Annotated in this window: 18 protein-coding genes and 1 tRNA gene; 7 read left to right on the plus strand and 12 right to left on the minus strand. The window is 63.6% G+C overall.

Features of this window, described 5'->3' with window-relative positions; genetic code table 11:
- Positions 1–4: 4 nt before the first annotated feature.
- The 4 genes from ACEN9T_RS15300 to ACEN9T_RS15315 all read right to left on the minus strand — a co-directional run bounded on the left by ACEN9T_RS15300 (position 5) and on the right by ACEN9T_RS15315 (position 3,395).
- On the minus strand, positions 5–718 hold the full coding sequence (locus ACEN9T_RS15300; protein ID WP_413708171.1) for an anaerobic ribonucleoside-triphosphate reductase activating protein: 714 nt from the start codon (positions 716–718) through the stop codon (positions 5–7).
- A complete protein-coding gene (gene nrdD, locus ACEN9T_RS15305) occupies positions 681–857 on the minus strand; it encodes an anaerobic ribonucleoside-triphosphate reductase (RefSeq protein ID WP_413708172.1) in 177 nt (58 codons plus the stop codon). Before nrdD ends, ACEN9T_RS15300 begins: the two co-directional genes overlap by 38 nt.
- Positions 854–2,917, minus strand: coding sequence for a ribonucleoside triphosphate reductase (locus tag ACEN9T_RS15310; protein ID WP_413708173.1), 2,064 nt, complete (start codon positions 2,915–2,917; stop codon positions 854–856). Before ACEN9T_RS15310 ends, nrdD begins: the two co-directional genes overlap by 4 nt.
- A 136-nt stretch (positions 2,918–3,053) precedes the next feature.
- Positions 3,054–3,395: a DHCW motif cupin fold protein gene (locus tag ACEN9T_RS15315; RefSeq protein WP_092969716.1), complete on the minus strand. Its 342-nt coding sequence runs from the start codon at positions 3,393–3,395 to the stop codon at positions 3,054–3,056.
- Between the two features lie 369 nt (positions 3,396–3,764).
- Here ACEN9T_RS15315 and ACEN9T_RS15320 point away from each other — a divergent pair, with 369 nt between their 5' ends.
- A complete protein-coding gene (locus tag ACEN9T_RS15320; RefSeq protein WP_413708174.1) occupies positions 3,765–5,042 on the plus strand; it encodes a dicarboxylate/amino acid:cation symporter in 1,278 nt (425 codons plus the stop codon).
- A 58-nt stretch (positions 5,043–5,100) separates the two neighbouring features.
- On the opposite strand, the gene murI is transcribed toward ACEN9T_RS15320, so the two are convergent.
- The 4 genes from murI to ACEN9T_RS15340 form a co-directional block, all read right to left on the minus strand.
- A complete protein-coding gene (murI, locus tag ACEN9T_RS15325) occupies positions 5,101–5,949 on the minus strand; it encodes a glutamate racemase (protein WP_413708175.1) in 849 nt (282 codons plus the stop codon).
- Positions 5,950–5,963: 14 nt separating this feature from the next.
- Positions 5,964–7,487, minus strand: a complete 1,524-nt coding sequence (locus ACEN9T_RS15330) for a fumarate hydratase (protein WP_004634356.1) — start codon at positions 7,485–7,487, stop codon at positions 5,964–5,966.
- A 175-nt stretch (positions 7,488–7,662) separates the two neighbouring features.
- Entirely contained in the window at positions 7,663–8,202 is a 540-nt protein-coding gene (locus ACEN9T_RS15335) for a TIGR00645 family protein (protein WP_413708176.1), read from the minus strand.
- 87 nt (positions 8,203–8,289) lie between these two features.
- Complete coding sequence (locus tag ACEN9T_RS15340; protein ID WP_092969724.1) at positions 8,290–9,249, minus strand: DMT family transporter; 960 nt, start codon at positions 9,247–9,249, stop codon at positions 8,290–8,292.
- 203 nt (positions 9,250–9,452) lie between these two features.
- Between ACEN9T_RS15340 and acs the strand changes: the two genes are divergently transcribed.
- Positions 9,453–11,435, plus strand: coding sequence for an acetate--CoA ligase (gene acs, locus ACEN9T_RS15345; RefSeq protein ID WP_092969726.1), 1,983 nt, complete (start codon positions 9,453–9,455; stop codon positions 11,433–11,435).
- Positions 11,436–11,457: 22 nt separating this feature from the next.
- Complete coding sequence (locus ACEN9T_RS15350) at positions 11,458–13,521, plus strand: sodium:solute symporter family protein (protein WP_413708177.1); 2,064 nt, start codon at positions 11,458–11,460, stop codon at positions 13,519–13,521.
- Between the two features lie 121 nt (positions 13,522–13,642).
- Here ACEN9T_RS15350 and ACEN9T_RS15355 read toward each other — a convergent pair whose 3' ends face one another.
- The 4 genes from ACEN9T_RS15355 to ACEN9T_RS15370 all read right to left on the minus strand — a co-directional run bounded on the left by ACEN9T_RS15355 (position 13,643) and on the right by ACEN9T_RS15370 (position 19,869).
- A complete protein-coding gene (locus ACEN9T_RS15355) occupies positions 13,643–14,446 on the minus strand; it encodes a DUF4239 domain-containing protein (protein WP_092969730.1) in 804 nt (267 codons plus the stop codon).
- A gap of 4 nt (positions 14,447–14,450) precedes the next feature.
- Positions 14,451–15,464: a hypothetical protein gene (locus ACEN9T_RS15360; RefSeq protein ID WP_092969732.1), complete on the minus strand. Its 1,014-nt coding sequence runs from the start codon at positions 15,462–15,464 to the stop codon at positions 14,451–14,453.
- Positions 15,465–15,780: 316 nt separating this feature from the next.
- Positions 15,781–17,343: a methyl-accepting chemotaxis protein gene (locus ACEN9T_RS15365; RefSeq protein ID WP_413708457.1), complete on the minus strand. Its 1,563-nt coding sequence runs from the start codon at positions 17,341–17,343 to the stop codon at positions 15,781–15,783.
- Positions 17,344–17,865: 522 nt separating this feature from the next.
- Positions 17,866–19,869, minus strand: coding sequence for a CocE/NonD family hydrolase (locus ACEN9T_RS15370; RefSeq protein WP_413708178.1), 2,004 nt, complete (start codon positions 19,867–19,869; stop codon positions 17,866–17,868).
- A 526-nt stretch (positions 19,870–20,395) separates the two neighbouring features.
- On the opposite strand from ACEN9T_RS15370, the gene ACEN9T_RS15375 reads away from it, so the two are divergent.
- From ACEN9T_RS15375 to ACEN9T_RS15390, 4 genes are all read left to right on the plus strand, one after another.
- Positions 20,396–20,677 (plus strand): hypothetical protein, encoded by a 282-nt coding sequence (locus ACEN9T_RS15375; RefSeq protein WP_252691254.1) that lies wholly within the window; start codon positions 20,396–20,398, stop codon positions 20,675–20,677.
- A 132-nt stretch (positions 20,678–20,809) separates the two neighbouring features.
- Positions 20,810–20,900, plus strand: a tRNA-Ser gene (locus tag ACEN9T_RS15380).
- Positions 20,901–21,050: 150 nt separating this feature from the next.
- Positions 21,051–21,518 (plus strand): (2Fe-2S)-binding protein, encoded by a 468-nt coding sequence (locus ACEN9T_RS15385; protein ID WP_092969740.1) that lies wholly within the window; start codon positions 21,051–21,053, stop codon positions 21,516–21,518.
- Entirely contained in the window at positions 21,515–23,812 is a 2,298-nt protein-coding gene (locus ACEN9T_RS15390; protein WP_413708179.1) for a molybdopterin cofactor-binding domain-containing protein, read from the plus strand. Before ACEN9T_RS15385 ends, ACEN9T_RS15390 begins: the two co-directional genes overlap by 4 nt.
- Positions 23,813–23,821 lie beyond the last annotated feature (9 nt).

Here is a 23,821-nt window from a genome sequence, read left to right on the forward strand (position 1 = left end):
GGTGTCACCGGCAACAGAAAGAAGAAAAGCAGGCGGCCAATGCGCGCTGGGTGCCCTCGCTGGGCAGCGTGATGGCGGGGGTTCCGGGGGCACTTCGGTAGGCTTGTAATGCGTAGTGTTTCACGCCGCGCTGGCTGAGGTTTTGCGCCAGCGCAAGAAGCTGCGGTTCGGGCAACCAGTCGGGGTGCCACGTGGTGCGGCACTCGAATGCGCCGCCGTTCTGCAGCAGAAGGTCCAGGGACGCGTCGACCGGTGCGGCGCTGCCGCGGCGGCCCGTGAGTGCATCGTAGCGCGGTGCGCTGGTCTTGATGTCGAGCCCCACCCAGTCCACCCGCGGCAGTACGTCGGCCAGGCGCGCCGGATAAATGCCGCCGGTGTGCAGGCCAATCTTGTAGCCCAGGGCGCGCACGTCGCGCATCAGTTGCGGCAACTGCGGTTCGCTCAGCGGTTCACCGCCGGAGAAGACAACCGCGTCGAGCAGGCCCGAGCGACGCTGAAGAAACGCAAAGACGTCGTCCCAGTCCAGCGTGCGTGCTCGCGTTTGCAGGTGCGGGTTGTGGCAGTAATGACAGCGCCACGGGCAGCCGGCCACGAACACTACTGCCGCAAGCTGCCCCGGCCAGTCGACGCTGGAAAACGGTGCCAGGCCGCCGATGGCCGGCGGCGGGCAGTGCGGTGGCTCAGCGGGCGCGGTCTTCAACAAAGAAGCGGCGTTCACGGAATTCCCCTTGCTTGCCGATGTTGAACGAGCTGACGGGCCGGTGATAGCCCATCACGCGTGTCCAGACTTCGCAGCGCGTGCGCTGGTTGTCGTCGAGTGCAGTCGTGAGGTTGGCGGTGTGTGCAACGGTGTTCATACGGAGGCTCCTTCGTGATGGAGGTGGGTGGAAGAACCTGGAGTGCCCGCCGTTGTGCAGTTGCACTTGCCGCTAGGCTGCTGTGCCAGCAGTTCTGCATCGCATTTCGGACAGAACGCGTGATGGCCGGACAGGTAACCGTGCTTCGGGCAGATTGAAAACGTCGGGGTGATGGTGATGTACGGCAGGCGGAAGTTCGCCAGCGCGCGCCGCACGAGTTCCTTGCAAGCCTGTGGCGAGGAGATCGCTTCGTTCATGTACAGGTGCAACACCGTGCCGCCCGTGTACTTGCTCTGCAGCGCTTCCTGGCGCGCCAGAGCTTCGAACGGATCATCGGTGTAGCCGACGGGTAACTGGCTGGAGTTGGTGTAGTACGGCTGTTCTGTCGTACCAGCCTGCAGGATGCCTGGCCAGCGCTTGCTGTCTTCGCGGGCGAAGCGGTAGGTCGTGCCCTCTGCGGGTGTGGCTTCGAGGTTGTACAGATGGCCGGTCGCCTCCTGGAATTCGGTCATGCGCTGGCGCACGTGGTCGAGCAGGCGCACCGCCATGGCGTGACCGAATGGTGTGGTGATGTCGTCGGCATCGTGGGTGAAGTTGCGCACCATTTCGTTGATGCCGTTCACGCCGAGCGTGCTGAAGTGGTTGCGCAGCGTGCCCAGGTAGCGGCGCGTGTACGGATACAGCCCCTGGTCGATCAGCCGTTGGACGAACTTGCGTTTGACTTCCAGCACGTCGCGGCCGAGAGCGAGCAGCGTATCAAGCCGCGCTAGCAGCGCCGCCTCATCGCCCGCGTAGAGATGGCCCAATCGCGCGCAATTCACCGTCACCACCCCAATGGAACCGGTCTGTTCAGCCGAGCCAAACAACCCGTTGCCGCGCTTGAGCAGTTCACGCAGGTCGAGCTGCAGGCGGCAGCACATCGAGCGCACCATGTGTGGCTCTAGATCGGAATTCAGGAAGTTCTGGAAGTAGGGCAGCCCGTAGCGTGCTGTCATCTCAAACAGCAGCGTGGTGTTGGGGTGCTCCCAATCGAAATCCGGCGTGATGTTGTAGGTGGGAATCGGAAACGTGAACGCGCGGTCCTTTGCATCGCCCGCCATCATGACCTCGATGTACGCGCGGTTGATCATGTCCATCTCGGGCTGGAGATCGCCGTAGGTGAAGGGCATCTCTTCGCCGCCGATGTACGGAATCTGCTCGCGCAGGTCGGCTGGGCACGTCCAGTCGAACGTGAGGTTGGTGAACGGCGTTTGCGTCCCCCAGCGGCTGGGCACGTTCAGGTTGTAGATCAGCTCCTGCATGGACTGCTTGACAGCCGCATACGACATAGCGTCGCGGCGGATGAACGGCGCCATGTACGTATCGAACGAGCTGAACGCCTGCGCGCCGGCCCATTCGTTTTGCAGCGTGCCGAGAAAGTTGACGATCTGCCCGATGGCCGCGGACATATGCCGCGGTGGCGTCGCTTCCACCTTGCCCGGCACGCCGTTGAAGCCTTCCGTCAGCAACTGCCGCAACGACCAGCCTGCGCAGTAGCCCGACAGCATGTCTAGATCGTGGATGTGGATGTCGCCCTCGCGGTGCGCTGTGCCCGCCTCGGGGCTGTAGACATGCGAAAGCCAGTAATTGGCCGTGACCTTGCCTGCCACGTTCAGGATCAGACCCCCAAGGCTGTAGCCCTGATTGGCGTTGGCATTGACACGCCAATCGCGCTGCTCAAGGTATTCGTCCATCGTGCTCTCGACATCGACCAGCGTGTGCTTGAGCGAACGCAGCCGGGCGTGCTGCTCTCGATAGACGATGTAGGCACGCGCGGTGCGCCAATAACCGGCGTCGACCAGCACTTCTTCCACCCAGTTCTGGATGATTTCGATACCGGGGCAGGGGAGCGGGGCGAGACGTTCGAGCACGCCCGTGGTCAGGCGCTGCGCTTCGGCGGTGTCGAATTCGCCAGTGGCCTGTCCGGCTGCCGCGATGGCTTGGCGGATATTTTGCGCGTCAAACGGGGCCAATGAACCGTCGCGCTTGGTGACTTGCCTGGTGACCTGTGTGCCCGTCATGAGGTACTCCATCTAGTGGTATGGAGTGAGACTAGCACTACATATTGTGGTCGATGAGCCCTAAAGACCTTGATTTTTAAATCGCTTGACCCCGGTCAACCGGGGCCATTTGCGACGCAGAAAGGTCGTGTCGCCGTCAGTCGACGATGAACAGCCGGGCGCCGTTCTTGGTGTACGACTGATGGGCTTCAGCGTTGTCGCCCACTTGGTAGCTCATGCCGGGCGTGAGGGTGAATTTGCGGCCGTCTTCCAGCGTGGTTTCCAGCTCGCCATCCAGACAGAACAGGATATGGCCCTTCTTACACCAATGGTCAGCCAGGTAGCCGGGCGTGTACTCGACCATGCGCACGCGGATGCGGTCCGGCTCGTCGCCAAAGTAACGGGTGCGCCAGATCGCCATGCCGGTCTCGCCGGTGTGTTCGGTAGGTTCAACGGCGGACCAGTCGGTCGTGCCAAAGGCGAAGGGCGCCATTTTCATCGCGGGACTCCGGTGGGTGACGTAAGCCCATGATGGTATCAGCGGCTTCGTGGCGCAGGCGTCGCATTCCATGTGCCCAAAAAGTCGCTTGTTAGTACGCCGCGACGGCATTGCGTGCGGCTCAATAATCCGCTTCTGACCGGCTGATTCCACTGCCCGTGCGGCATCGCAGCAAGGTGTCGACGGCGTCATATCAATGTATGCAGAAATTGCATGGTGCCATGCAACATCGACATAACGATCGGCATGCGCTTCTCTAATATCGTCGCTTTTTACAAAGCGTGACGAACTTGGGCCGGCCCTTGGCCCCATGAGATCCGCGTCTGCCGCGCGCCGTCCCTCCGGCCACGGTATTCCTTGGAGAAAGTCTTGAACACCAAACGTCTGACCTCCCATATCGGGCTGGCAATGCTGCTGGGCATTGCCGTCGGCTGGGGTTGCCACGAATACGCCAAGGACGCTGCCGCGGCCAAGAACATCGCTTCGTACTTCAGCATCATCACCGACATCTTCCTGCGCATGATCAAGATGATCATCGCGCCGCTGGTGTTCTCGACGCTGGTGACGGGCCTGGCAAGCATGAGCGGCGGCCGCTCGGTCGGCCGCGTGGGCTTGCGCGCGATGATCTGGTTTGTGTGCGCGTCGGCCACGTCGTTGGCGCTGGGCATGCTGCTGGTCAACTTCTTCCAGCCGGGTGTGTACATGAACCTGCCGCTGCCGGAAGCTACCGCCACGGCAGCCTTGAAGACCGGCGACTTCACGCTCAAGGCCTTCATCACGCACGTGTTCCCGCGCAGCATCGTGGAGGCCATGGCCACCAACGAGATCCTGCAGATCCTGGTGTTCTCGCTGTTCTTCGGCGCCGCGCTGTCGACGATGAAGAACCCGATGGACAGCGTGATCGGCCGTGGCCTGGAAGAGTTGACCAAGCTGATGTTCCGCATTACCGACTACGTGATGCGCTTTGCGCCGCTGGGCGTATTTGCCGCCATGGCCGCTGCCATCACGGTGGAAGGCGTAGGCGTGCTCTGGACCTACGGCAAGCTGATCGGCGAGTTCTACCTGGGCCTGGCGCTGCTGTGGGCGATCCTGTTCTTCGTTGGCTACGTGCTGCTGGGTCGTTCGCTGGGCCGCTTGCTGGGGCTGATTCGTGAGCCGACGCTGCTGGCGTTTGCCACGGCGAGCAGCGAATCCGCTTACCCGAAGACGATCGAGGCGCTGGACCGCTTTGGTGTGCCCAAGCGCATCTCCAGCTTCGTGCTGCCGCTGGGGTATTCGTTCAACCTGGATGGCTCGATGATGTACCAGGCGTTTGCGGTGCTGTTCATCGCACAGGCTTACAACATCGAGATGAGCTTCACCCAACAGGTCACCCTGCTGCTGGTGCTGATGCTAACAAGCAAGGGGATGGCCGGCGTGGCGCGTGCCTCGCTGGTGGTGGTGGCGGCCACGCTGCCGATGTTCCACCTGCCGGAAGCGGGTCTGCTGCTGATTATCGGCATCGACCAGTTCTTCGACATGGGCCGCACGGCCACCAACGTGATCGGCAACAGCCTGGCCACCGCCGTGGTGGCGAAGTATGAGCCGGCAGAAGAGGAAGCGGCGGAAGAGGCCGCAGAACCCGCAGTGCAGCCGACCGTCGGCTGACCTTAGGCCAAGATGACAGCGCCGCCTTTCAGGGCGGCGTTGTTGTATCTGAGCGGCGTTATTCCGGTTGAGAAGCGAGCGATGCCACGGCCGGGTTCAGGGGCGTATCGCCAATATCGACGCGCTGTGCCATCGGCGCCTCTCCCAACAATGCAGCCACCATGGCTTGCAGCGGAAGCACGTCGCCGGTGCTCATGAAGCGTGGCGACGCGGCTTGGCCTGATGCCTGCAATCCCGCTGCTGCCAGTGTGCGGCCCAGATGGCGCGCGACGGCGTGACCGGTGTCGATCAATGTCAGCCGGTCGCCCGCAATCTCGCGGATGGCGTCTTCCAGGAACGGGTAGTGCGTGCAGCCGAGCACCAACGTGTCGGCATGCGCGTCCAGCATCGGCTGCAGATAGGCCTGCAGCAGCTCAAGCACCGCAGGCGAGTGGGTATCGCCGCGCTCGATCAGGGGGACGAGGCCGTAGCCGGGTTGGCTCAGCACCTTGCAATCGCCGGAGGCCGCCGCCAGCAGGCGTGCAAATTTCTCGCTGCGCAGCGTGCTTTCGGTGGCGAGCACGCCAACCACACGGCTCTTCGACGTGGCAACCGCTGGCTTTACACCCGGCTCGACGCCAATCACCGGCACCGCGAGTTTTTCGCGCAGCACGTGCACGGCCTGCGCCGTGGCGGTATTGCACGCGATCACCAGTGCCTTGCAGCCTTGATTGACCAGCCATTCGCACACTTGCAGCGTGCGCTCGGCAATGTATTCGGGAGATTTTTCCCCGTACGGGGCATGGCGGGAATCCGCCAGGTAGAGAAGCGATTCGGCCGGCAGTTCGGCACGAATCGCGCGCAGGACGGAGAGCCCTCCGAGGCCGGAATCAAAGACCCCGACCGGTGCCTGCGCGCGTGTCGTCATATCGCGTGAACGGTTCAGCCTGCTGCGACGGGAATCTTGCCGATCTTCGCTTGCCATTCCGCCGGGCCGGTCTTGTGGACCGATGTGCCCGAGCTGTCCACGGCCACGGTGACCGGCATGTCTTTCACGTCGAATTCGTAGATGGCTTCCATGCCCAGGTCTTCGAACGCCAGCACCTTCGAGCCGCGAATGGCCTTCGACACCAGGTACGCCGCGCCGCCCACGGCCATCAGGTAAGCGGACTTGTGCTTCTTGATGGACTCGATGGCGACCGGGCCGCGCTCGGCCTTGCCCACCATGGCGATCAGGCCCGTCTGGGCGAGCATCGTCTCGGTGAACTTGTCCATGCGCGTGGCCGTGGTCGGGCCTGCCGGGCCGACAACCTCATCGCGCACCGGGTCGACCGGGCCGACGTAGTAGATCACGCGGTTGGTGAAGTCGATGGGCAGCTTTTCGCCCTTGGCGAGCATGTCGGCGATGCGCTTGTGTGCGGCATCGCGGCCGGTCAGCATCTTGCCGTTGAGCAGCAGCGTTTGGCCCGGTTTCCACGAAGCAACTTCTTCCGGCGTAAGCGTATTCAGGTCGACGCGCTTCGACGTTTCCGTATTCGGTGCCCACTCGACCTTCGGCCATTGCGACAGGTCCGGCGCTTCCAGCTTGGCAACGCCGCTGCCGTCCAGCGTGAAGTGCGCGTGACGCGTTGCGGCGCAGTTCGGGATCATGGCGACCGGCAGGTTGGCCGCGTGCGTCGGGTAGTCCAGGATCTTCACGTCGAGCACGGTGGCCAAGCCGCCCAGGCCTTGCGCGCCAATGCCCAGCGCGTTGACCTTCTCGTACAGCTCGATGCGCAGTTCTTCTGCGCGGTTGCTCGGGCCGCGGGCGATCAGGTCTTGAATGTCGATCGGCTCCATCAGGGCTTCCTTGGCCAGCAGCATGGCCTTTTCAGCCGTGCCGCCGATGCCGATGCCCAGCATGCCCGGCGGGCACCAGCCGGCGCCCATGGTCGGCACGGTCTTGAGCACCCAGTCGACGATCGAGTCCGACGGATTCAGCATCACGAACTTCGACTTGGCTTCGGAGCCACCGCCCTTGGCTGCGACGATCACGTCCACTGTGTCGCCCGGCACGATCGACATGTTGATCACAGCCGGGGTGTTGTCCTTCGTGTTGGTGCGCTTGCCGGCCGGGTCGGCCAGCACGCTTGCACGCAGCTTGTTGTCGACGTCGTTGTACGCGCGGCGCACGCCTTCGTTGACCATGTCTTCGAGGCTCATCGTGGCGCCGTCCCAGCGCACGTTCATGCCGACCTTCAGGAAGACGGTGACGATGCCGGTGTCCTGGCAGATCGGACGCTTGCCTTCAGCGCACATGCGGCTGTTGGTCAGGATCTGCGCGATGGCATCCTTGGCGGCCGGGCTCTGCTCCTGCTCATAGGCGCGGCCCAGAGCAGTGATGTAGTCCATCGGGTGGTAGTAGCTGATGTACTGCAGGGCGTCGGCGACGCTCTGGATGAGGTCTTCTTGACGAATGACGGTCATGGTGGGGACCAACGTGTAGGAATGAGAAACCGGGGATGCGGCAGGGCAGTGATCTGCACTGCGCACCGGCAGCGGGCGCTGCCGGTTCAGAATAGCCTGCGATCATACACCCAATGTCGGCCACGGATTGTCCGACCGGTTTCATCGGACTCGCCGCGCGGACAGGGGCACGGCGTCAATGTGCGTCGGCAGCCCCGCCGTCCGGATGCGCATGCGAAACGATGCGGTCTACCCACGCCATCACCAGTGCAGAAACCAGGAACGCCACGTGGATGACAACCTGCCACAGGATCGTGTGCGTGTCTTTCTGCGCCGCGTCGATGAACGTCTTGAGCAGGTGGATCGACGAGATGCTGATCAGCGCCATCGACAGCTTCACCTTCAGCACGCCCGCGTTGACATGATCCAGCCATTCGGGCTCATCTTCATGGCCCTCAATGCCGAGCTTGGACACGAAGATGTCGTACCCGCCGATGATCACCATGATCAGCAGGTTGGAGATCATCACCACGTCAATCAGGCCCAGCACGGCCAGCATGATCTTGGTTTCGTCCAGGTCGCCCAGGTGCGAAACCAGGTGCCACACCTCGACGACGAAGAGGTACACATACGCTGCCTGGGCGATGATCAGCCCCAGGTAAAGCGGCAGTTGCAGCCAGCGGGAAAAGAAAATCAGGCGCGGAATCGGGCGCAGCGGAGCGATGGGCGACTTCATGGGAAACGGGGCCGGGTGAAAAACGCGTGATTGTAGCGTCCCAAGTTTGCCGAACCGCTGACTGGAAGACGGCTGCCGCCCCTTGCGCTATTCGCGGTCCAGTGACGGATCGAGCGGGTCCAGCGGGTCCGCCACACGCGAGCGGCGCGCCGGATAGCGTGGCCGTGCAGGCCAGCTTGCAATGAGGATGCCCGCCACCACGCAAACCAGCGCAATGCCATGCGGCCAGCCCGGCGTCTCGCCCAGAGCGACGATGCCGTAGGTGGCTGCCGCAATCGGCAGCACCGAGGTGAACACGCCCGCCAGATGCGCCGGCACGTGCCGGATGCCTTTCATCCACAGCCAGAACGAGAAGATGCTGGCCGACAGCGCATACCAGAGCACAAGGCCCCAAATAGGCAACGGCACGCTCGACACATTGAAGCTGAGCAGCGGCATCAGCCCCAGGGGCAGCATCAGCAGGCCGCCGATCAGGTGCGTGTACGCGCAGATCTCGATGGCGGGCAACGTTTGCGTCAGGCGCCGCGACAGAATGACGTAGATCGACTCGCATAACACCGCGCCCATCACCAGCGCATTGCCCAGCAGCGCCTGTCCCGAATCGGCAGGCGCCGCGCCCGAAGACTCGCCTCCGCGATAGGCGTTGAGAATGGCGACACCCGCCACTGCGAGCGCCACCGACACCAGCGTGCGCCCCGACGGTTTCTCGCGCAGCACGAGCCATGACAGCAGCGCCACCGCGGCCGGGATCGTGCTGGTAATGATGCCGGCGGCCAGCGCCGAGGTCAGCCGCACGCCGTTGAGCATCAGCAGCGTGAATCCGAAGGTACCGAAGAACGCTTGGAGGAAGAGGTTGGTCCACTCGCTGCGCGTCACGCGGCGCATGCGCGACGGCTTGTACCACGGCGCCATGCAGACGATGGCAATCAGAAAACGCAGCAGTGCAAACAACATCACCGGCATGACGGCGACGATTGACTTGCCGAAACCGACGTTGCTGCCGACCAATGCCATGGCAGCAATCAGGAAAAGGGCGTGGATGGGCACGATGAGGAATCAGTGGAAACCGGCACGGGACGCGGCTCTCTGGCCGGCTATGTTGCGTTGCGATGCGTGCCGTAACATGAAGTGACGCATTATAGTAATGCCCTTCACGTCGGTTTGCGGTGCAGAAATGCGTAAGGCTGGAGTCAGGTCAGCCCCTTAGATTCGCCGCAAAACGACTACAGACATCGCTATCAGGAGACACCATGGCTGGCATTGAATCTGTCCTGCAGGAAACGCGCGTGTTCGACCCGCCCGAATCCTTTGTCAAACAGGCAAACATCGCCGGCATGGATGCGTACCGTGCGCTGTGTGCCGAAGCCGAGCACGATTACGAAGGCTTCTGGGCGCGCCTCGCACACGAGCATCTGCTGTGGCACAAGCCCTTCAGCAAGGTGCTGGATGAGTCCAACGCACCGTTCTACAAGTGGTTTGAAGACGGCGAGCTCAACGCTTCGTACAACTGCCTCGAACGCAACCTTGAGAACGGCAACGCCGACAAGGTCGCCATCATTTTCGAGACCGACGACGGCAAGGTATCGCGCGTCACTTACCGCGAACTTCACGCCCGCGTCTGCCGCTTCGCCAATGGCCTGAAGGCCCTGGGCATCAAGAAGGGCGACCGCGTCGTGATCTACATGCCGATGTCGATCGAAGGCATCGTCGCCATGCAGGCGTGCGCGCGCATCGGTGCAACGCACTCGGTAGTGTTCGGCGGGTTCTCGGCCAAGTCGCTGCAGGAACGCATCGTCGACGTGGGCGCCGTGGCGCTCATCACGGCCGACGAGCAGATGCGCGGCGGCAAGGCGCTGCCGCTCAAGGCCATCGCCGATGAAGCGCTCGCCATGGAAGGCACCGACGCCGTCAAGCACGTCATCGTCTACCGCCGCACCAACGGCAATGTGAACTGGGTGGAAGGTCGCGACCGCGCGATGGACGAAGTCGAGGCGGGTCAGCCCGACACCTGCGAAGTGACGCCGGTGGGCGCGGAGCATCCGCTGTTCATCCTCTACACCTCGGGTTCGACCGGCAAGCCGAAGGGCGTGCAGCACAGCACGGGTGGCTACCTGCTGTGGACGTTGCTCACCATGCAGTGGACGTTCGATCTGAAACCCGACGACATCTTCTGGTGCACGGCCGACATCGGCTGGGTGACGGGTCACAGCTACATCGCGTACGGCCCGCTCGCGGCCGGCGCCACGCAAGTCGTGTTTGAAGGTGTGCCGACGTATCCGAACGCCGGCCGCTTCTGGGACATGATCCAGCGTCACAAGGTCAACACGTTCTACACCGCACCGACGGCAATCCGCTCGTTGATCAAGGCTGCCGAAGCCGACGAGAAGGTCCACCCCAAGCAGTACGATCTCTCAAGCCTGCGCCTGCTCGGCACCGTGGGCGAGCCGATCAACCCGGAAGCCTGGATGTGGTACCACACGAACATTGGCGGCGGCCGTTGCCCGATCGTCGATACGTTCTGGCAGACCGAGACCGGCGGCCACATGATGACGCCGCTGCCGGGGGCCACGCCCCTGGTGCCGGGCTCATGCACGCTGCCGCTGCCGGGCATCATGGCTGCCATCGTCGATGAAACCGGGCACGACGTGCCGAACGGGCAGGGCGGCATCCTGGTCATCAAGCGTCCGTGGCCGTCGATGATCCGCAACATCTGGGGCGACCCGGAGCGCTTCAAGAAGAGCTACTTCCCAGAAGAGCTGGGGGGCAAGCTGTATCTGGCGGGCGATGGCTCCATCCGCGACAAGGACACCGGCTACTTCACCATCATGGGCCGCATTGATGACGTGCTGAACGTCTCGGGCCACCGCATGGGCACGATGGAGATCGAATCGGCGCTGGTGGCGAACCCGATTGTTGCGGAGGCCGCCGTGGTGGGCCGCCCCGACGACATGACGGGCGAAGCCATCTGCGCGTTCGTGGTGCTCAAGCGCTCGCGCCCCGATGGCGAGGAAGCCAAGCAGATCGCCAACGAGCTGCGCAACTGGGTCGGCAAGGAGATCGGCCCGATTGCCAAGCCAAAGGACATCCGTTTTGGCGACAACCTCCCCAAGACGCGCTCGGGCAAAATCATGCGCCGCTTGTTGCGTTCGCTGGCCAAGGGCGAGGACATTACGCAGGACACGTCCACCCTCGAGAATCCGGCCATCCTCGATCAACTGAAGGAAACGCGCTAACCGCCAGCGCTGGTCGCCAACCTTGGCCGCCGACTCCCAACAAGACAGCCGCTTTCGCAAGCGGCTGTTTCTCTATTACGGGCTCTATACCGTAGGGCTGCTGCTCTTCATCGTGATGATGGGCGCGATCGAGCGTGTGCGCGGGCCGGGCGTGTGGCTCGGCTACGTGTTCCTGTTCGTCACCATCGCCATCTATGCGTGCATCGGGCTGATCTGCCGCACGGCCGATCTGACCGAGTATTACGTGGCAGGGCGCCGCGTGCCGGCGTTCTTCAACGGCATGGCCACGGCGGCTGACTGGATGAGCGCCGCCTCATTCATCGGCCTGGCGGGCATCGTGTTCGCCTCGGGCTACGAGGGCCTCGCTTACGTGATGGGCTGGACGGGCGGCTACTGCCTGGTCGCTTTCCTTTTGGCGCCGTACCTGCGCAAGTTCGGTGGCTACACGGTGCCGGATTTCCTGGCCAATCGCTACGGCAATGGCGAGCGCGGCGGCAGTTCTGTCGTGCGCGGCATCGCGGTGCTGGGTGCGACGCTGTGTTCGTTCGTCTACCTCGTCGCGCAGATCCAGGGTGTGGGACTGGTGGTCACGCGTTTTATCGGCGTCGAGTTTTCGGTGGGCGTGTTCTTCGGGCTGGCAGGCATTCTGGTCTGTTCGTTCCTGGGCGGCATGCGTGCTGTGACCTGGACCCAGGTGGCGCAGTACATCATCATGATCGTGTCGTTCTTGGGGGTGGTGTCGATCATCGGTTGGCATCGGTATCACGATCCGGTACCGCAGCTTTCGACGGGCCGCCTGCTGCTGCAGATCGAGAAAGAGGAACGGCGCATCGCGCACGACCCTGCCGAGCAGCACGTGCGCGACCAATTCCTGAGCGAGGCGCAGGCGCTGCAGGAGCGCATCTCGCAACTGCCGCAGTCGTTCGAGCATGCGCGGGAAACGCTGAATACGCAGCTCAGGCTTGCACGCGAACGCAATGCGCCGCTGCGCGAGATCAAGTCTCTGGAGCGCCAGCGCGAAGAATTTCCGCCGGATGCGGCCGCCGCGTCGATCCTGTGGAACCAGCAGCGTGAAGACGCGCTGGCGCGTAGCCGCATGGCGCCGCCATCCACTGAGCCATTTCCGTCGGCGTCGCAAAACGAGCGTGGCACCGAGCGGCTGAATTTTGTGCTCCTGGTGTTTTGCCTGATGGTCGGCACGGCCAGCCTGCCGCACATCCTCACGCGCTTTCACACCACGCCGTCAGTGCGAGAGACACGCAATTCCGTGAGTTGGACGCTGGTTTTCGTGGCGCTGCTGTATGTGTCGGCGCCGGCGCTGGCGGCGCTCGTCAAGCTTGATTTGCTGCAGCATCTGGTCGGGGCGCCGTTTGCTGACCTGCCGCAGTGGATCGTGCCGTGGCGCAAGGTCGACCCACCCGTGTTCGCTCTGCATGACATCAACGGCGACGGCATCGTGCAGTGGGCAGAGGTGATGATGCAGCCAGACATGATTGTGCTGGCCGCGCCCGAAATTGCGGGGCTGCCGTACGTGTTGTCCGGGTTGATTGCAGCGGGCGCGTTGGCAGCGGCGCTGTCGACGGCCGATGGCCTGCTGCTGACCATCGCCAACGCCCTGTCGCACGACGTGTACTTCCACATGATCGACAACACGGCCAGCCACCAGCGGCGCGTGACGAGCGCCAAGGTGGTGTTGTTGGGCGTGGCGCTCTTGGCCGCTTATGTGACGTCACTGAAGCCGGGCAACATTCTCTTTCTGGTTGGGGCGGCTTTCTCGTTGGCGGCGTCCTGCTTCTTTCCGGTATTGGTGCTGGGCGTGTTCTGGAAACGCACCAATCGTGCCGGTGCCATCGCGGGCATGCTGACGGGGCTGGCGGTGAGCGTGTACTACATCATCGCCAACTACCCGTTCTTCACGCGCATGACGGGCGTGCTTGGCCAGCCGTGGTTTGGCGTCGACCCGATCGCCTCCGGTGCGTTCGGCGTGCCGGCCGGTTTTGTTGCTGCGATTGTCGTGAGCCTCGTGACCAAGCCGAACCGGCCGGTGATCGACAAACTCGTCGGCTATATTCGCGATCCGCAGTAAAAAAGCCGGCTCCCGACGAGCCGGCAAAGGGCAGGGTCGAAGCGTGGGAACTCCGACCCTTGGGCTGACCTCTCCCGCCAGCCCACAACACGAGTGGGGGCAGCGCGGCGAGGCGGCGCGCTCAGTCGGGCAAGGGATGCGCCTGCGGCTTGTCGTTCGATAGCGTCTGGATAGACCGCTCCAGCGGCGCCGCGCTGACGCTGACTTCGCCTGCAAAGGGCCGGTCCACGGCCAGCACAAAAAAGAACGCCAGGCCCAGCGTGGTCGCCCACACCGCCACCAGCGCCATGTGAAAGCGCGTGGCTGGCAGCGCATAGAGCAGCAACAGCGAAAGGCCGCTTGCGATCAGCATCACGCCCCAAAGCGTGCCGGGCATGGCGGCTTCCAGATTCTGCAGGCGTTTCTCCCGGTACTTCACCATCTCGTTGACGCGGGCGAGCACTTCAATCAGCAGCACGCGCTCACGGTCGTCATGGGGCGTGATGCGGTTGGCCGTGGCGAACATGTTGTTGAACGCAGCCTCCGTGTCGGCATCAGGACGCGCTTGCTGCTGCATGCTCGGCCATTCGTCGTGGACGACATGCTCCAGATACGTGATCAGCTCGCGCCGCGCGGTGGTGGCGCTCGGGTGCGAGAACGCAGAGAGATCGCGGGCAAGTTCCGTGGCACACGCAGCTTCGGCGGCGACGATGTCGGCGGCGGCTTGATACGCACCCCATACCGAGATGGCCGAGAAGGCGACCAGCAGTGAGTTGATGGTCGTGACGGCCGTCATCATGGCGATGGTCATGTTGCGCTGTTCGGCGTCGAGCGTGACTGGAAGAACACGGCGGACTAGCACGTAGCCGCCCAATGCCACGAATAGCGTGGCGAAGACGATGATCGCGCCCATCGCCCATGCGGGGATGTTGTAGAGGAACAGCATGAGGTCACTCCTTGGATGGCCGGTTGGAGGCAGAGGGGGGCGCAGAAGCCGGCGGGTCGCTGGCGGCGAGCATGGCGCGCGTGAAGTCGGCCAGGCGTTGGCGCATCGCTTCGGGTGAGGCGTTGCTGTCGAACGACTGTTGCAGATCGATCAGGTTTGCGGCGAGTTCGCTTTGCCACTGCGTACGCTCACTGGCAGCGCGGGCGCGATAGGTCTGCATGGCAGCGTCGGCATCGGCCCAGCGGTCACCGCGTACGAGTGTTTCGAGCGCATCCACCAGCCGCTGCAATAGCCGGTGCACGGCGGTGGCAGAGAAGCCGCCCAGCATCGCCAGCGTCGGTTTCCCGAAGTTGTGCATGCTGCCGCCATCGAACAGATGCGCCGGCAGCATCTCGACCAGAATCAATCCGGCAATCACGCCGAGGATCAACCGTGCGCAGTAGGACGCGTCGTACTTCGGGTCGTAGGTGGCTGCCGCCACATAGCGATGCGCCTGAAACAGCGTGGCAAACGACGCGCCCAACCCCGCGCAGAACAGCAGGAACAGCGTGTTCCATAACAGGGGCGCGCCGTCCGAATCGAGGAAGCCCCGGTCGATGTTTGCGCTCGATACGTCGGGCGACATGCCGGTGGCAATCACGGCGATCAGGAAGACGATCGCAGCGCTGGTCAGCAGCCGGATCAACGGCACAGGACCGAGCCATGGGAATGGATGATCGCTGCGATGCTGCGTGTCGAGCAGCGTGACGGCCTGCGGCGTGGCTGGTGCAATGGCGGCTGCAAGCTTGCGGTGGATGGCTGCCAGCGCGTGGTGCGGTGTGGCCTGCGGCGGCATCTGGCGGTCGATGAGCGGGCCGAGCTGGGCGATGAGTTCTGGCGCGACTGGCAAGCCGTGGTGCAGGGCGTAGCGGGCCATCGCTTCACATTCTTCACGCAGTTGTTCAACGAGGGGCGGGATTGGTTGTGGCTGCGGAGCCGCACGCGGGCGTAGCCAATGCGCGAAGCCGAGCGGGATCATGCGAGCCTCCCGTCGTTGGATGGCATGCTCGGCAGGAAGGTAGAAAGCGAGCCGCGTTGCAGGTGTGGGCTGTTGTGTCGCATGGTGGCTTTCGTCGGCAGGGCGGGCCGTGCACGGCCCCGGCTTGCCCCGTCGCTTGTCTCACGCGGGGCCAATCCACTTTGCGTCGCGCGTGCGAGCCCGCCAATGCAACGGAAGTCACGAACGACGGCCTAACGAAAGACACAGGACAGAAAAGAGAAAACGCCCGCGGCCTTTCGGCGGCGGGCGCAATGACAGCTTGGAGACGACAACTGCTACGGTGACCGTGCTCCGGTCAGGCGCGTGCGGCGTGCGGATCGACCCGGAAGAAGGACATCATAGCGTTGAGCTCTTGCCCCTGGTCCTGCAGCGATTGCGATGCGGCTGCGGCTTCTTCCACCAGCGCCGCATTGCGCTGCGTGACTTCATCCATTTGCGAGATCGCCTGGTTGACCTGTTCGATGCCGCGCTTCTGCTCGACCGATGCGGCGGCAATCTCTTCCATGATGTGCGTGACGCGGGCCACCGCTTGCGTGACCTCCGTCATCGTCTCGCCGGCCTCGCCCGCCAGCGTGGAGCCGTCGTGAATGCGTTCCACCGACGAGGCGATCAGTTCCTTGATCTCCTTGGCCGCCGTTGACGAGCGCTGCGCCAAGCTGCGCACCTCGCTGGCGACGACCGCAAAGCCGCGGCCTTGCTCGCCCGCACGTGCGGCTTCCACGGCGGCATTCAGCGCGAGGATGTTGGTCTGGAACGCGATGCCTTCGATGATGCCGGTGATGTCTGCAATCTTGCTCGAGCGCTCGCTGATGTCGTGCATGGTCGATACGACTTGACCAACGACCGTGCTGCCTTTGAGCGCCACTTCCGAGGCGGTGGAGGCGAGCGCGGTGGCGTGCTGTGCATTCTCGGCGTTCTGCTTCACGGTGGAAGTCAGCTCTTCCATGCTGGCTGCCGTTTCCTGCAGCGACGATGCCTGTGCTTCCGTGCGCTGGCTCAGGTCGGCATTGCCCGCCGCAATCTGTTTGGCTGCGCCGGCCACGCTGCTGCTGCTGTCGCGCACCTTGTCGACGATCTCGGTCAGGCGGCCGTTCATGTCGCGCAGGGCAGAGAGCAGGTGGCTCGTCTCATCCTTGCCTTGTACATCGATGCGGCTGCTCAGATCACCGCGGGCCACCGTCTGGGCGACATCCACCGCCGTGCGGATCGGCTGCGTGATCGAGCGTGTGATGATGATGCCCGCGATCACTGCCAGCAGCACCGCGCCGATCGACAGGCCGGCCAGCAGATTGCGCTGCATGACGTACTGCGCCTCATACGCCTGTACGAGCTGTTCCTGGCGCTCGTGCGTGTAAGTGGCATACGCGTCGGTGGCCTTGATTAGGGCGGCCAGCAACGGGCGGCATTCGTTGTCCATCTTCTGGATGGCTTCGTCGTGTTTGCCGGCCAGTGCCAGCCCGACGATGTCGGTCGCCACGGGGCCGTACTGGGCTTCCACGCGATTGATGTCTTCCACCAGCGTACGGGCGCGGTCGTTGACGTCCTTGGCGCCCGCAATCATGTCGTTGAGCTGCTTGAGCTTGCTCTTCACATCGTCGTGCGCACGAAAGACGTCAGCCTTCTCCAGATCCAGATCTTTTGGCGTGACCACGAGGACCAGGTTGCGTGCGGCGATGGCGCGGCGATCCACCGCCGTGCGCACGTCGTTGGCGACGTCTGCGCGGGCGCTGATGCCGTGCACGTAGTTCGAGAATCCTTCGGTCGATTCGGACAGCGCCCGCAACGACATGCCCGATACCACGACAACAATGGCTGCCAGCACGCCAAAGCCCGTTGTGAGCTTGGCTTTGATGGTCATCTGAAAAAGGTTCACAGCGTCCTCCGGTTTGCTGAATGAATTGAGATGTGGTCGCGCACCGGAGCGGCTTGAGAAAGACGGTCGAGGACCACGTTAGTTATGCGCAAGGGCTGCGTAGTTAAGAAAGGGACAGGTTGTGTCACGGTGTGACCGATTTTCCCTGGTTGGATTTTCCGGTCTCCACGGGGTTATCGGCATTGAAAAGAAAATCCTGAATAACATTCTTCTGAGCGTTTTCACTTAATGCGGATTAGGGCGGTTGTTTTGCTGATGAAACCTTGCCTGCCAAGGGCTGGGGCGCCATCGTTTCGAATCGTGGGATGGATTATGCAGGCTGGATGGCGCCAACGTTTTCCTACTCTATTTGCGTTATTTATATTCAGATATCGATATTTTCACTACAGTATTCGCGATGCGTGGTTTTGCGGATGTAATTGCCGGATTACGTATTTTGGTGGTGCCTGGTATCTAAAGAAAACGGCCCGCGAAGCGGGCCGTCAGATCACCGCGGACGGGCGCTTGCTACAGCACCGTGGCCGGCACCACGGGCAGCACAACCTTCGAGGGATGGGCCGCATCGCTGTAGACCGTCAGCACGCCGAACAACGAGTTGAGCAGCGTGGGCAGCGGCGGCACGCCTTGCGGCAGGTTGCTTGCACCCACGGCTACCCGCAGCTTGTGGCCCTTGGCGATGAGCGCGCTGGTCGGGAATACCTCGACCGGCACCATCACGGCTTGACCCGGCATGAGCGGCTGGACGGAGCCGGGCGTGAACGGATGCCATGGCTGGATCATCAGGCCGTTCATCGTGCGCGAACGGCTGGCGTCCACCGCACGCAACGAGGCCGTCTGGAGGCCATCGGTGAGCGGCGTGACATTGCCCGCCCCGTCCACGTCGTCAATGCGTACCGAGACGCCGGCGTCCAGCGCAGTGGTCGAGATCCACACATCCGCTTCGATCGGCCCGTTGAGGTAGACATCGGCCGGCATGGGCGGCGTCTCGAACTTCACATCGGCGGCTTCGGCGATGGTGTCGTCGGTCTGGCACGGCAGCGGGAGGAAACCCGTCAAGCCGGCGGTCCATTGCGACAGGCTGATCGAACATGCGCCGTTCAGCGGCAGCTGTGCGACCGTGTTGGACGCTTCGTTTGCCGCAGGCGCGGTGGCCGACAGGCTCTTATCGCCACGCAGAAAGAGCTGCTGCGCCTGCGCCTGTGGATGCGGCCAGTCCGTGGCCGTTGCGTAGTGGCCGAGGCCGGTCACGTATTGCGTGACGTTGGGAAGCGCATCGGCGCCCACGTTCAGTCCTTTGACGTATTGGTCGAACCATTGCAGTTGAATGTGGTTCAGCGGCGGCACGCCGTCGACGGGTAACCCGCTGCCCAACGCGGCCTGCAGATGTGTCCATGGGCCGATCAGCAGCTTGGCCGGCGCCTGCGTCTTGATGCTCTCGTACGTGAGCGGTTCACTGCGCTGGAAAAGATCGTGCAGGCCGCCCACCGCGAAGGTCGGCACCTTGATCTTGCCGTCGTTCTCCAGCGGCGAGCGTGTCGCCCAGAACGCGCCGTCGTAGGCCGTGGCCGTGCTGCCCAGCAGCGCCTGGAGCATGGTCGGCAACTGGAAGGTCGTGACGGCAGACACCAGATGCTGCAGAACAGCCGGCAACCCGATGGTCGGGTCCGTCACCAGCGTCGGATCGGTCAGGCTCAGTACCGATACCAAACCGAACCACGCCGGTATGAACGTGAGATTCGTCTGCCCACCCGTGAAGACGATGTCGCGGTAGCCATCGCCAATCGGCACGATCGGGAACGCCGCCTTGACCGCAGGGTGGTTCTGCGCCGCCGTGATGACCGTCGTGATGCCGAGGTATGACACGCCGTAAAGGCCGATCGCGCCGTTGCTCCACGATTGCTGCGTCACCCAGTCGACCACATGGCCGTAGTCGCTTTGTTCGTCGGCGCCAAAGGCATCCCACGCCCCCTGCGACTGACCGGTGCCGCGCACATCCACCACCACCGTCGCATAGCCATGCTGGACGATGTACGGATCGGCCGCGCCCAGCGCTGCACCGATCGATGCTTCGTATTGCGCGTTGCCGCCGTTGTACGACGTCTGCACCAGCACCGTGGGGAACGTCCCCGCAGCGGCCTTGCCCGATGCGTCGGCGGGCAACGTCACATACGCCGCGAGCTTCGTGCCGTCGGGCATGGTGATGTACTGCATGGCCTGCCGCGCGACGCCCGCATACAGAGCGGGCGGGTTGTAGTCGACCCACTTGGCGCCAGCGTTGCTCGTAATGGACGTGCCTGGCTGCGCCGGTGTGGCGCGCGTACCAAGCGTGGTCCAGTTGACTGCGGCGGGCTGCGCCGGTTGTGTTGGCTGCGCGGTGTTTGAATCTGCGGGGATGCTGTTGGCGACGGCTGAGCTGTCACCGCCGCCGCAGCCCGGCAGCGAAAGCGCCGCGCACAGCAGCGCCGACATCAGCATGCGGCCGTGCCGCACGCGTGGGTTGCCCATTTGCATGGGGTGTCTCCTCTTGAATGCTTTTGTTGTGGGGGGGGGGGATGGCCGGCACGCCGAGGGTGGCGGCATGCGGCCGGTCGCTCCCGGTGGGGAAGCGAAGCAAGCGAAGAGGCCGGCGCAGAAGAGGGGTGGGTGACACGACCGACCGCGCGCCAGCGGGCTTGGGCGCACGGATAAAGCACCAAGCATGCCCACGCCACGACACCCGCAGATGGCGCTGTACGGCGGTGTGGCATGTGTTTCGGGGCTCGGAACGCTACCGGCGTTACGTAACGTTCCGCGTAACAAGGGCCTGATACAGCCGTTTTCAGATGAGGAATCCGCACCCCACCAATGGAGGGGTGCTGCCCGCGAAGCCGCGTCAACAGGGTGTTTCAAACACATCAAAACGACAATGCGTGCATGCAAAAGCGCGCATTGACCGGCTCAGTGGCGTTGGCATGGACGTTGCATATTTAGGCTGCACGCCGGGCACAGGGCGCCACACGAAGAGCGCAACAACAGCACAGACAGCAAGGGGGCCATCATGAATCGCACCATTCAAGACGTCGAGATTGCCGCTGCCATCGACTCGGACCTGCTCCGCCGCCGCGAGCAGTTTGCCGGTCAGCCCGCCGCCTGGCGGGTGTGGTCAGAAGCCGCGCACGTTGCCACATTGAATGAGCGCGCACGCGCTGCGTTTATCGAGCACGTGGCCAATAGCCGCGGTGCCGATATTGCCCTGCGCCTGTTGCTCAAAGCGCAGTCGATTCGCGATCAGATTACACAGACCCTGCTGACGAGCGAGACGCAAGCTACGCTGCATTGAGTTACGCGAGGGGATGCCGACCGCGCAGACGCGTCGGCGGCGGTGGGATGCAAAAGGCCTTGTCGGGAGACCGGGCCTTTTGTTTGAGCGGACCTTGGCGAGCCCGTACGGTGTGCTACAATCGCGGGCTTCGGAGAGATGGATGAGTGGTTTAAGTCGCACGCCTGGAAAGCGTGTATAGGTTAATAACCTATCGGGGGTTCGAATCCCCCTCTCTCCGCCAAGAATCCAAGGCCCGAGCGCGCAAGTGCTCGGGCCTTTTTGCATTCCGGGCGGTTGCCATGTCGAGGTGGACCACTATTGCTGACATCAGCCGTTTGAACGTACGCTTGGCCAGCAAAAAAATCACAAGAGCCAAGGAGACCACCGCCCCATGGATTTGGACGTCAACCACAAGCCGGTCAGCGTTGATTGCGACCCGGCCACGCCCCTGTTGTGGGTGCTGCGTGATCACCTGAACCTGACCGGTACGAAGTTCGGCTGCGGCGTTGCGGCGTGCGGCGCCTGCACGGTGCACGTGGACGGCGCGGCCGTGCGGTCCTGCGTGCTGCCGGTGGCTGCTGTGGCCGGCAAGCACATCACCACCATCGAGGGACTTGCCGGCGGCGAGGGCAAACGCCACGCACTGCAACAAGCCTGGATTGACGAACAGGTGCCCCAGTGCGGTTACTGCCAATCCGGCATGCTGATGGCCGCGGCGGACTTGCTGGCCCAACACCCCGATCCGACTGATGCCGACATCGACGCGGCCATGACCAACATCTGCCGCTGCGGCACGTATCCGCGCATGCGCGCTGCCATCAAGCGCGCCGCCAAGGCGTTGCGGGAGGGCCGCGCATGAACGCGAAATCAACGAAACCGCGCAGCGGACGCCGCCGTTTCCTGCTGGGTGCGCTCGGTATTGGCGGCGCACTGGTGGTGGGTTGGGGCGTGATGCCACCGCGCAGCCGCGTGGGCGACGCGAGCATCTTCCCCGAGCACAACGGCGAGATTGCGCTGAACGGGTGGATCAAGATCACGCCCGAAGGCAACGTCGTGCTCGCCATGCCGCGTGTGGAGATGGGGCAGGGCATTCACACCGCACTGTCGATGCTGGCGGCGGAAGAGCTGGACATTCCGCTCTCGCGCGTGAGCATCGAAAGCTCGCCCGTGGAGCGCATCTACGGCAACGTCGTGGCCATGGGCGACAGCTCGCTGCCGCTGCATCCTGATAGCGCCGACAAGACATGGGCCCGCGCACTGCACTGGATCATGGCCAAGAGCGCGCGCGAGATCGGTCTCATCATTACCGGCGGTAGCAGCAGCACCGCCGATGGCTGGCAGCCGGTGCGCGAGGCTGCCGCCACGGCGCGGGCGGCGCTGGTGCAAGCTGCAGCACGCGAATGGAATGTGTCGGCTGCGGAAGTCAGCATCCGTGATGGCCAGTTGATTGGCCCTGGCGGCAAACAATCCACGTTTGGCGGCATGGCCAAGTCGGCGCGCGGTATTGCTGCGCCGTCCAACGTCACGCTCAAGCCGGCTTCGCAATACCAGTTGATCGGCAAGCCGGCGCCGCGCAATGATCTTGCTGCGAAGACAGATGGCAGCGCGCGCTTCTCCATCGACACGCGCCTGCCCGGCATGCTGTATGCCGCCGTCGTGATGTGCCCGGTGTTTGGCGGCAAGCTCAAGACGTTTCAATCGAAAGCGGCGCTTGGCATGCCGGGCGTGCGTTACGTGGTGCCGTTTGAGGGCACTGCCGGCGGCGCACCCGGCGTGGCGGTGGTGGCTGATCATTACTGGCAGGCGCGTCAGGCGCTGGCAACGATCGAGCCCGTGTGGGACAACGGCCCGCATGCCAAGCTCGATTCGGCAGGCATTCGGCAGCAGCTCGTGAGCGCGCTCGACAGCGACAAGGGTGGCTTCACGTATCGATCCATGGGCGATGGCCTGAAAGCCTTCGACAAGGCCGATGGAGCCACCCTCGTCGAGGCCGAATACACCGCGCCGTATCTTGCGCATACCACGATGGAGCCGATCAACTGCACCGCGCAGGTGACGCAAGACGGCGTGCATCTCTGGGCGCCCACGCAGGTTGCCACGCTGGCACAGCTGGTGGCGGCACGCGCGGCAGGTGTGAGCGGCGACAAGGTGCATATCGACATCCCGCTCATCGGCGGCGGTTTCGGGCGACGGCTGGAGTCCGATTTCATCGGCCAAGCCGTCACCATCGCCACCAAGACCGATGGCAAGCCCGTGCAGGTCATCTGGTCGCGCGAAGAGGACGTTCGCCACGACTTCTATCGCCCGCAAGCCATCGCCCGGCTCAAGGCGCGTGTCGAGAACGGCAAGGTCACAGCGATCGCGTCGCGCAGCGCCGGCCAATCGATTCTGGCAGGCGAGCTGGATCGCCTGTTTGGTGCGCCGTCGGCGGGTATCGACCGCTACACCGCTGAAGGTTTGTTCGACTTGCCGTACGAAATCGAGCACGAGCACGTCGCGCACCTGGCAGTCGATCTGCCGATTCCCGTGGGGTTCTGGCGCAGCGTTGGCCACTCGTATAACGGGTTCTTCATGGAGGGCTTTCTCAACGACGTGGCGGCCGCTGCCAAGCTTGACCCGCTGGCGATGCGGCGTGATTTGCTGAAGGCCCATCCGCGTGAGCTGAAGGTGCTGGATACAGCCGCACAGGCAGCCGGCTGGGGGCAACCGCTCGCCCCGGCGGCCGACGGTGCCCCACGCGCGCGCGGCATTGCGCTGCATCCGAGCTTCGGCTCCGTGGTCGCGCAGGTGGTCGAGGTGTCGATGAAGGACGGCAAGCCGCGCGTGCATCGCGTCGTCTGCGCGGTCGATTGCGGCACGGTGGTCAACCCGGGCATCGTTGCGCAGCAGATGGAAAGCGCGGTCATCTTTGGCCTGACGGCGGCACTATATGGTCGGATCGACATCAAGGACGGCCAGGTCGTGCAGTCGAACTTTCCGGACTATCCGGCGCTCAAGATGGCCGAGGCGCCCGTTATTGAAACGCACATCGTGCCGAGCACCGCAGAACCCAGCGGCATGGGCGAGGTGGGTGTGCCGCCAATTGCGCCGGCCGTGGCCCATGCCGTGGCGCAGTTGACGGGCAAACCGGTGAGGCAGTTGCCCATCGTCTGACGGTCTGCT

Origin of the sequence: Ralstonia sp. Ralssp110 (genome assembly GCF_047325135.1) — a bacterium.
Lineage (GTDB): Bacteria > Pseudomonadota > Gammaproteobacteria > Burkholderiales > Burkholderiaceae > Ralstonia > Ralstonia mojiangensis.

Coding starts and splice junctions, on each gene's coding strand:
- nrdD (WP_413708172.1), bottom strand. CDS start 857: ATGAACACCGTTGCACACACCGCCAACCTCACGACTGCACTCGACGAC.
- ACEN9T_RS15310 (WP_413708173.1), bottom strand. CDS start 2,917: ATGACGGGCACACAGGTCACCAGGCAAGTCACCAAGCGCGACGGTTCA.
- ACEN9T_RS15315 (WP_092969716.1), bottom strand. CDS start 3,395: ATGAAAATGGCGCCCTTCGCCTTTGGCACGACCGACTGGTCCGCCGTT.
- murI (WP_413708175.1), bottom strand. CDS start 5,949: ATGACGACACGCGCGCAGGCACCGGTCGGGGTCTTTGATTCCGGCCTC.
- ACEN9T_RS15330 (WP_004634356.1), bottom strand. CDS start 7,487: ATGACCGTCATTCGTCAAGAAGACCTCATCCAGAGCGTCGCCGACGCC.
- ACEN9T_RS15335 (WP_413708176.1), bottom strand. CDS start 8,202: ATGAAGTCGCCCATCGCTCCGCTGCGCCCGATTCCGCGCCTGATTTTC.
- acs (WP_092969726.1), top strand. CDS start 9,453: ATGGCTGGCATTGAATCTGTCCTGCAGGAAACGCGCGTGTTCGACCCG.
- ACEN9T_RS15355 (WP_092969730.1), bottom strand. CDS start 14,446: ATGCTGTTCCTCTACAACATCCCCGCATGGGCGATGGGCGCGATCATC.
- ACEN9T_RS15360 (WP_092969732.1), bottom strand. CDS start 15,464: ATGATCCCGCTCGGCTTCGCGCATTGGCTACGCCCGCGTGCGGCTCCG.
- ACEN9T_RS15365 (WP_413708457.1), bottom strand. CDS start 17,343: ATGACCATCAAAGCCAAGCTCACAACGGGCTTTGGCGTGCTGGCAGCC.
- ACEN9T_RS15370 (WP_413708178.1), bottom strand. CDS start 19,869: ATGCAAATGGGCAACCCACGCGTGCGGCACGGCCGCATGCTGATGTCG.
- ACEN9T_RS15375 (WP_252691254.1), top strand. CDS start 20,396: ATGAATCGCACCATTCAAGACGTCGAGATTGCCGCTGCCATCGACTCG.
- ACEN9T_RS15385 (WP_092969740.1), top strand. CDS start 21,051: ATGGATTTGGACGTCAACCACAAGCCGGTCAGCGTTGATTGCGACCCG.
- ACEN9T_RS15390 (WP_413708179.1), top strand. CDS start 21,515: ATGAACGCGAAATCAACGAAACCGCGCAGCGGACGCCGCCGTTTCCTG.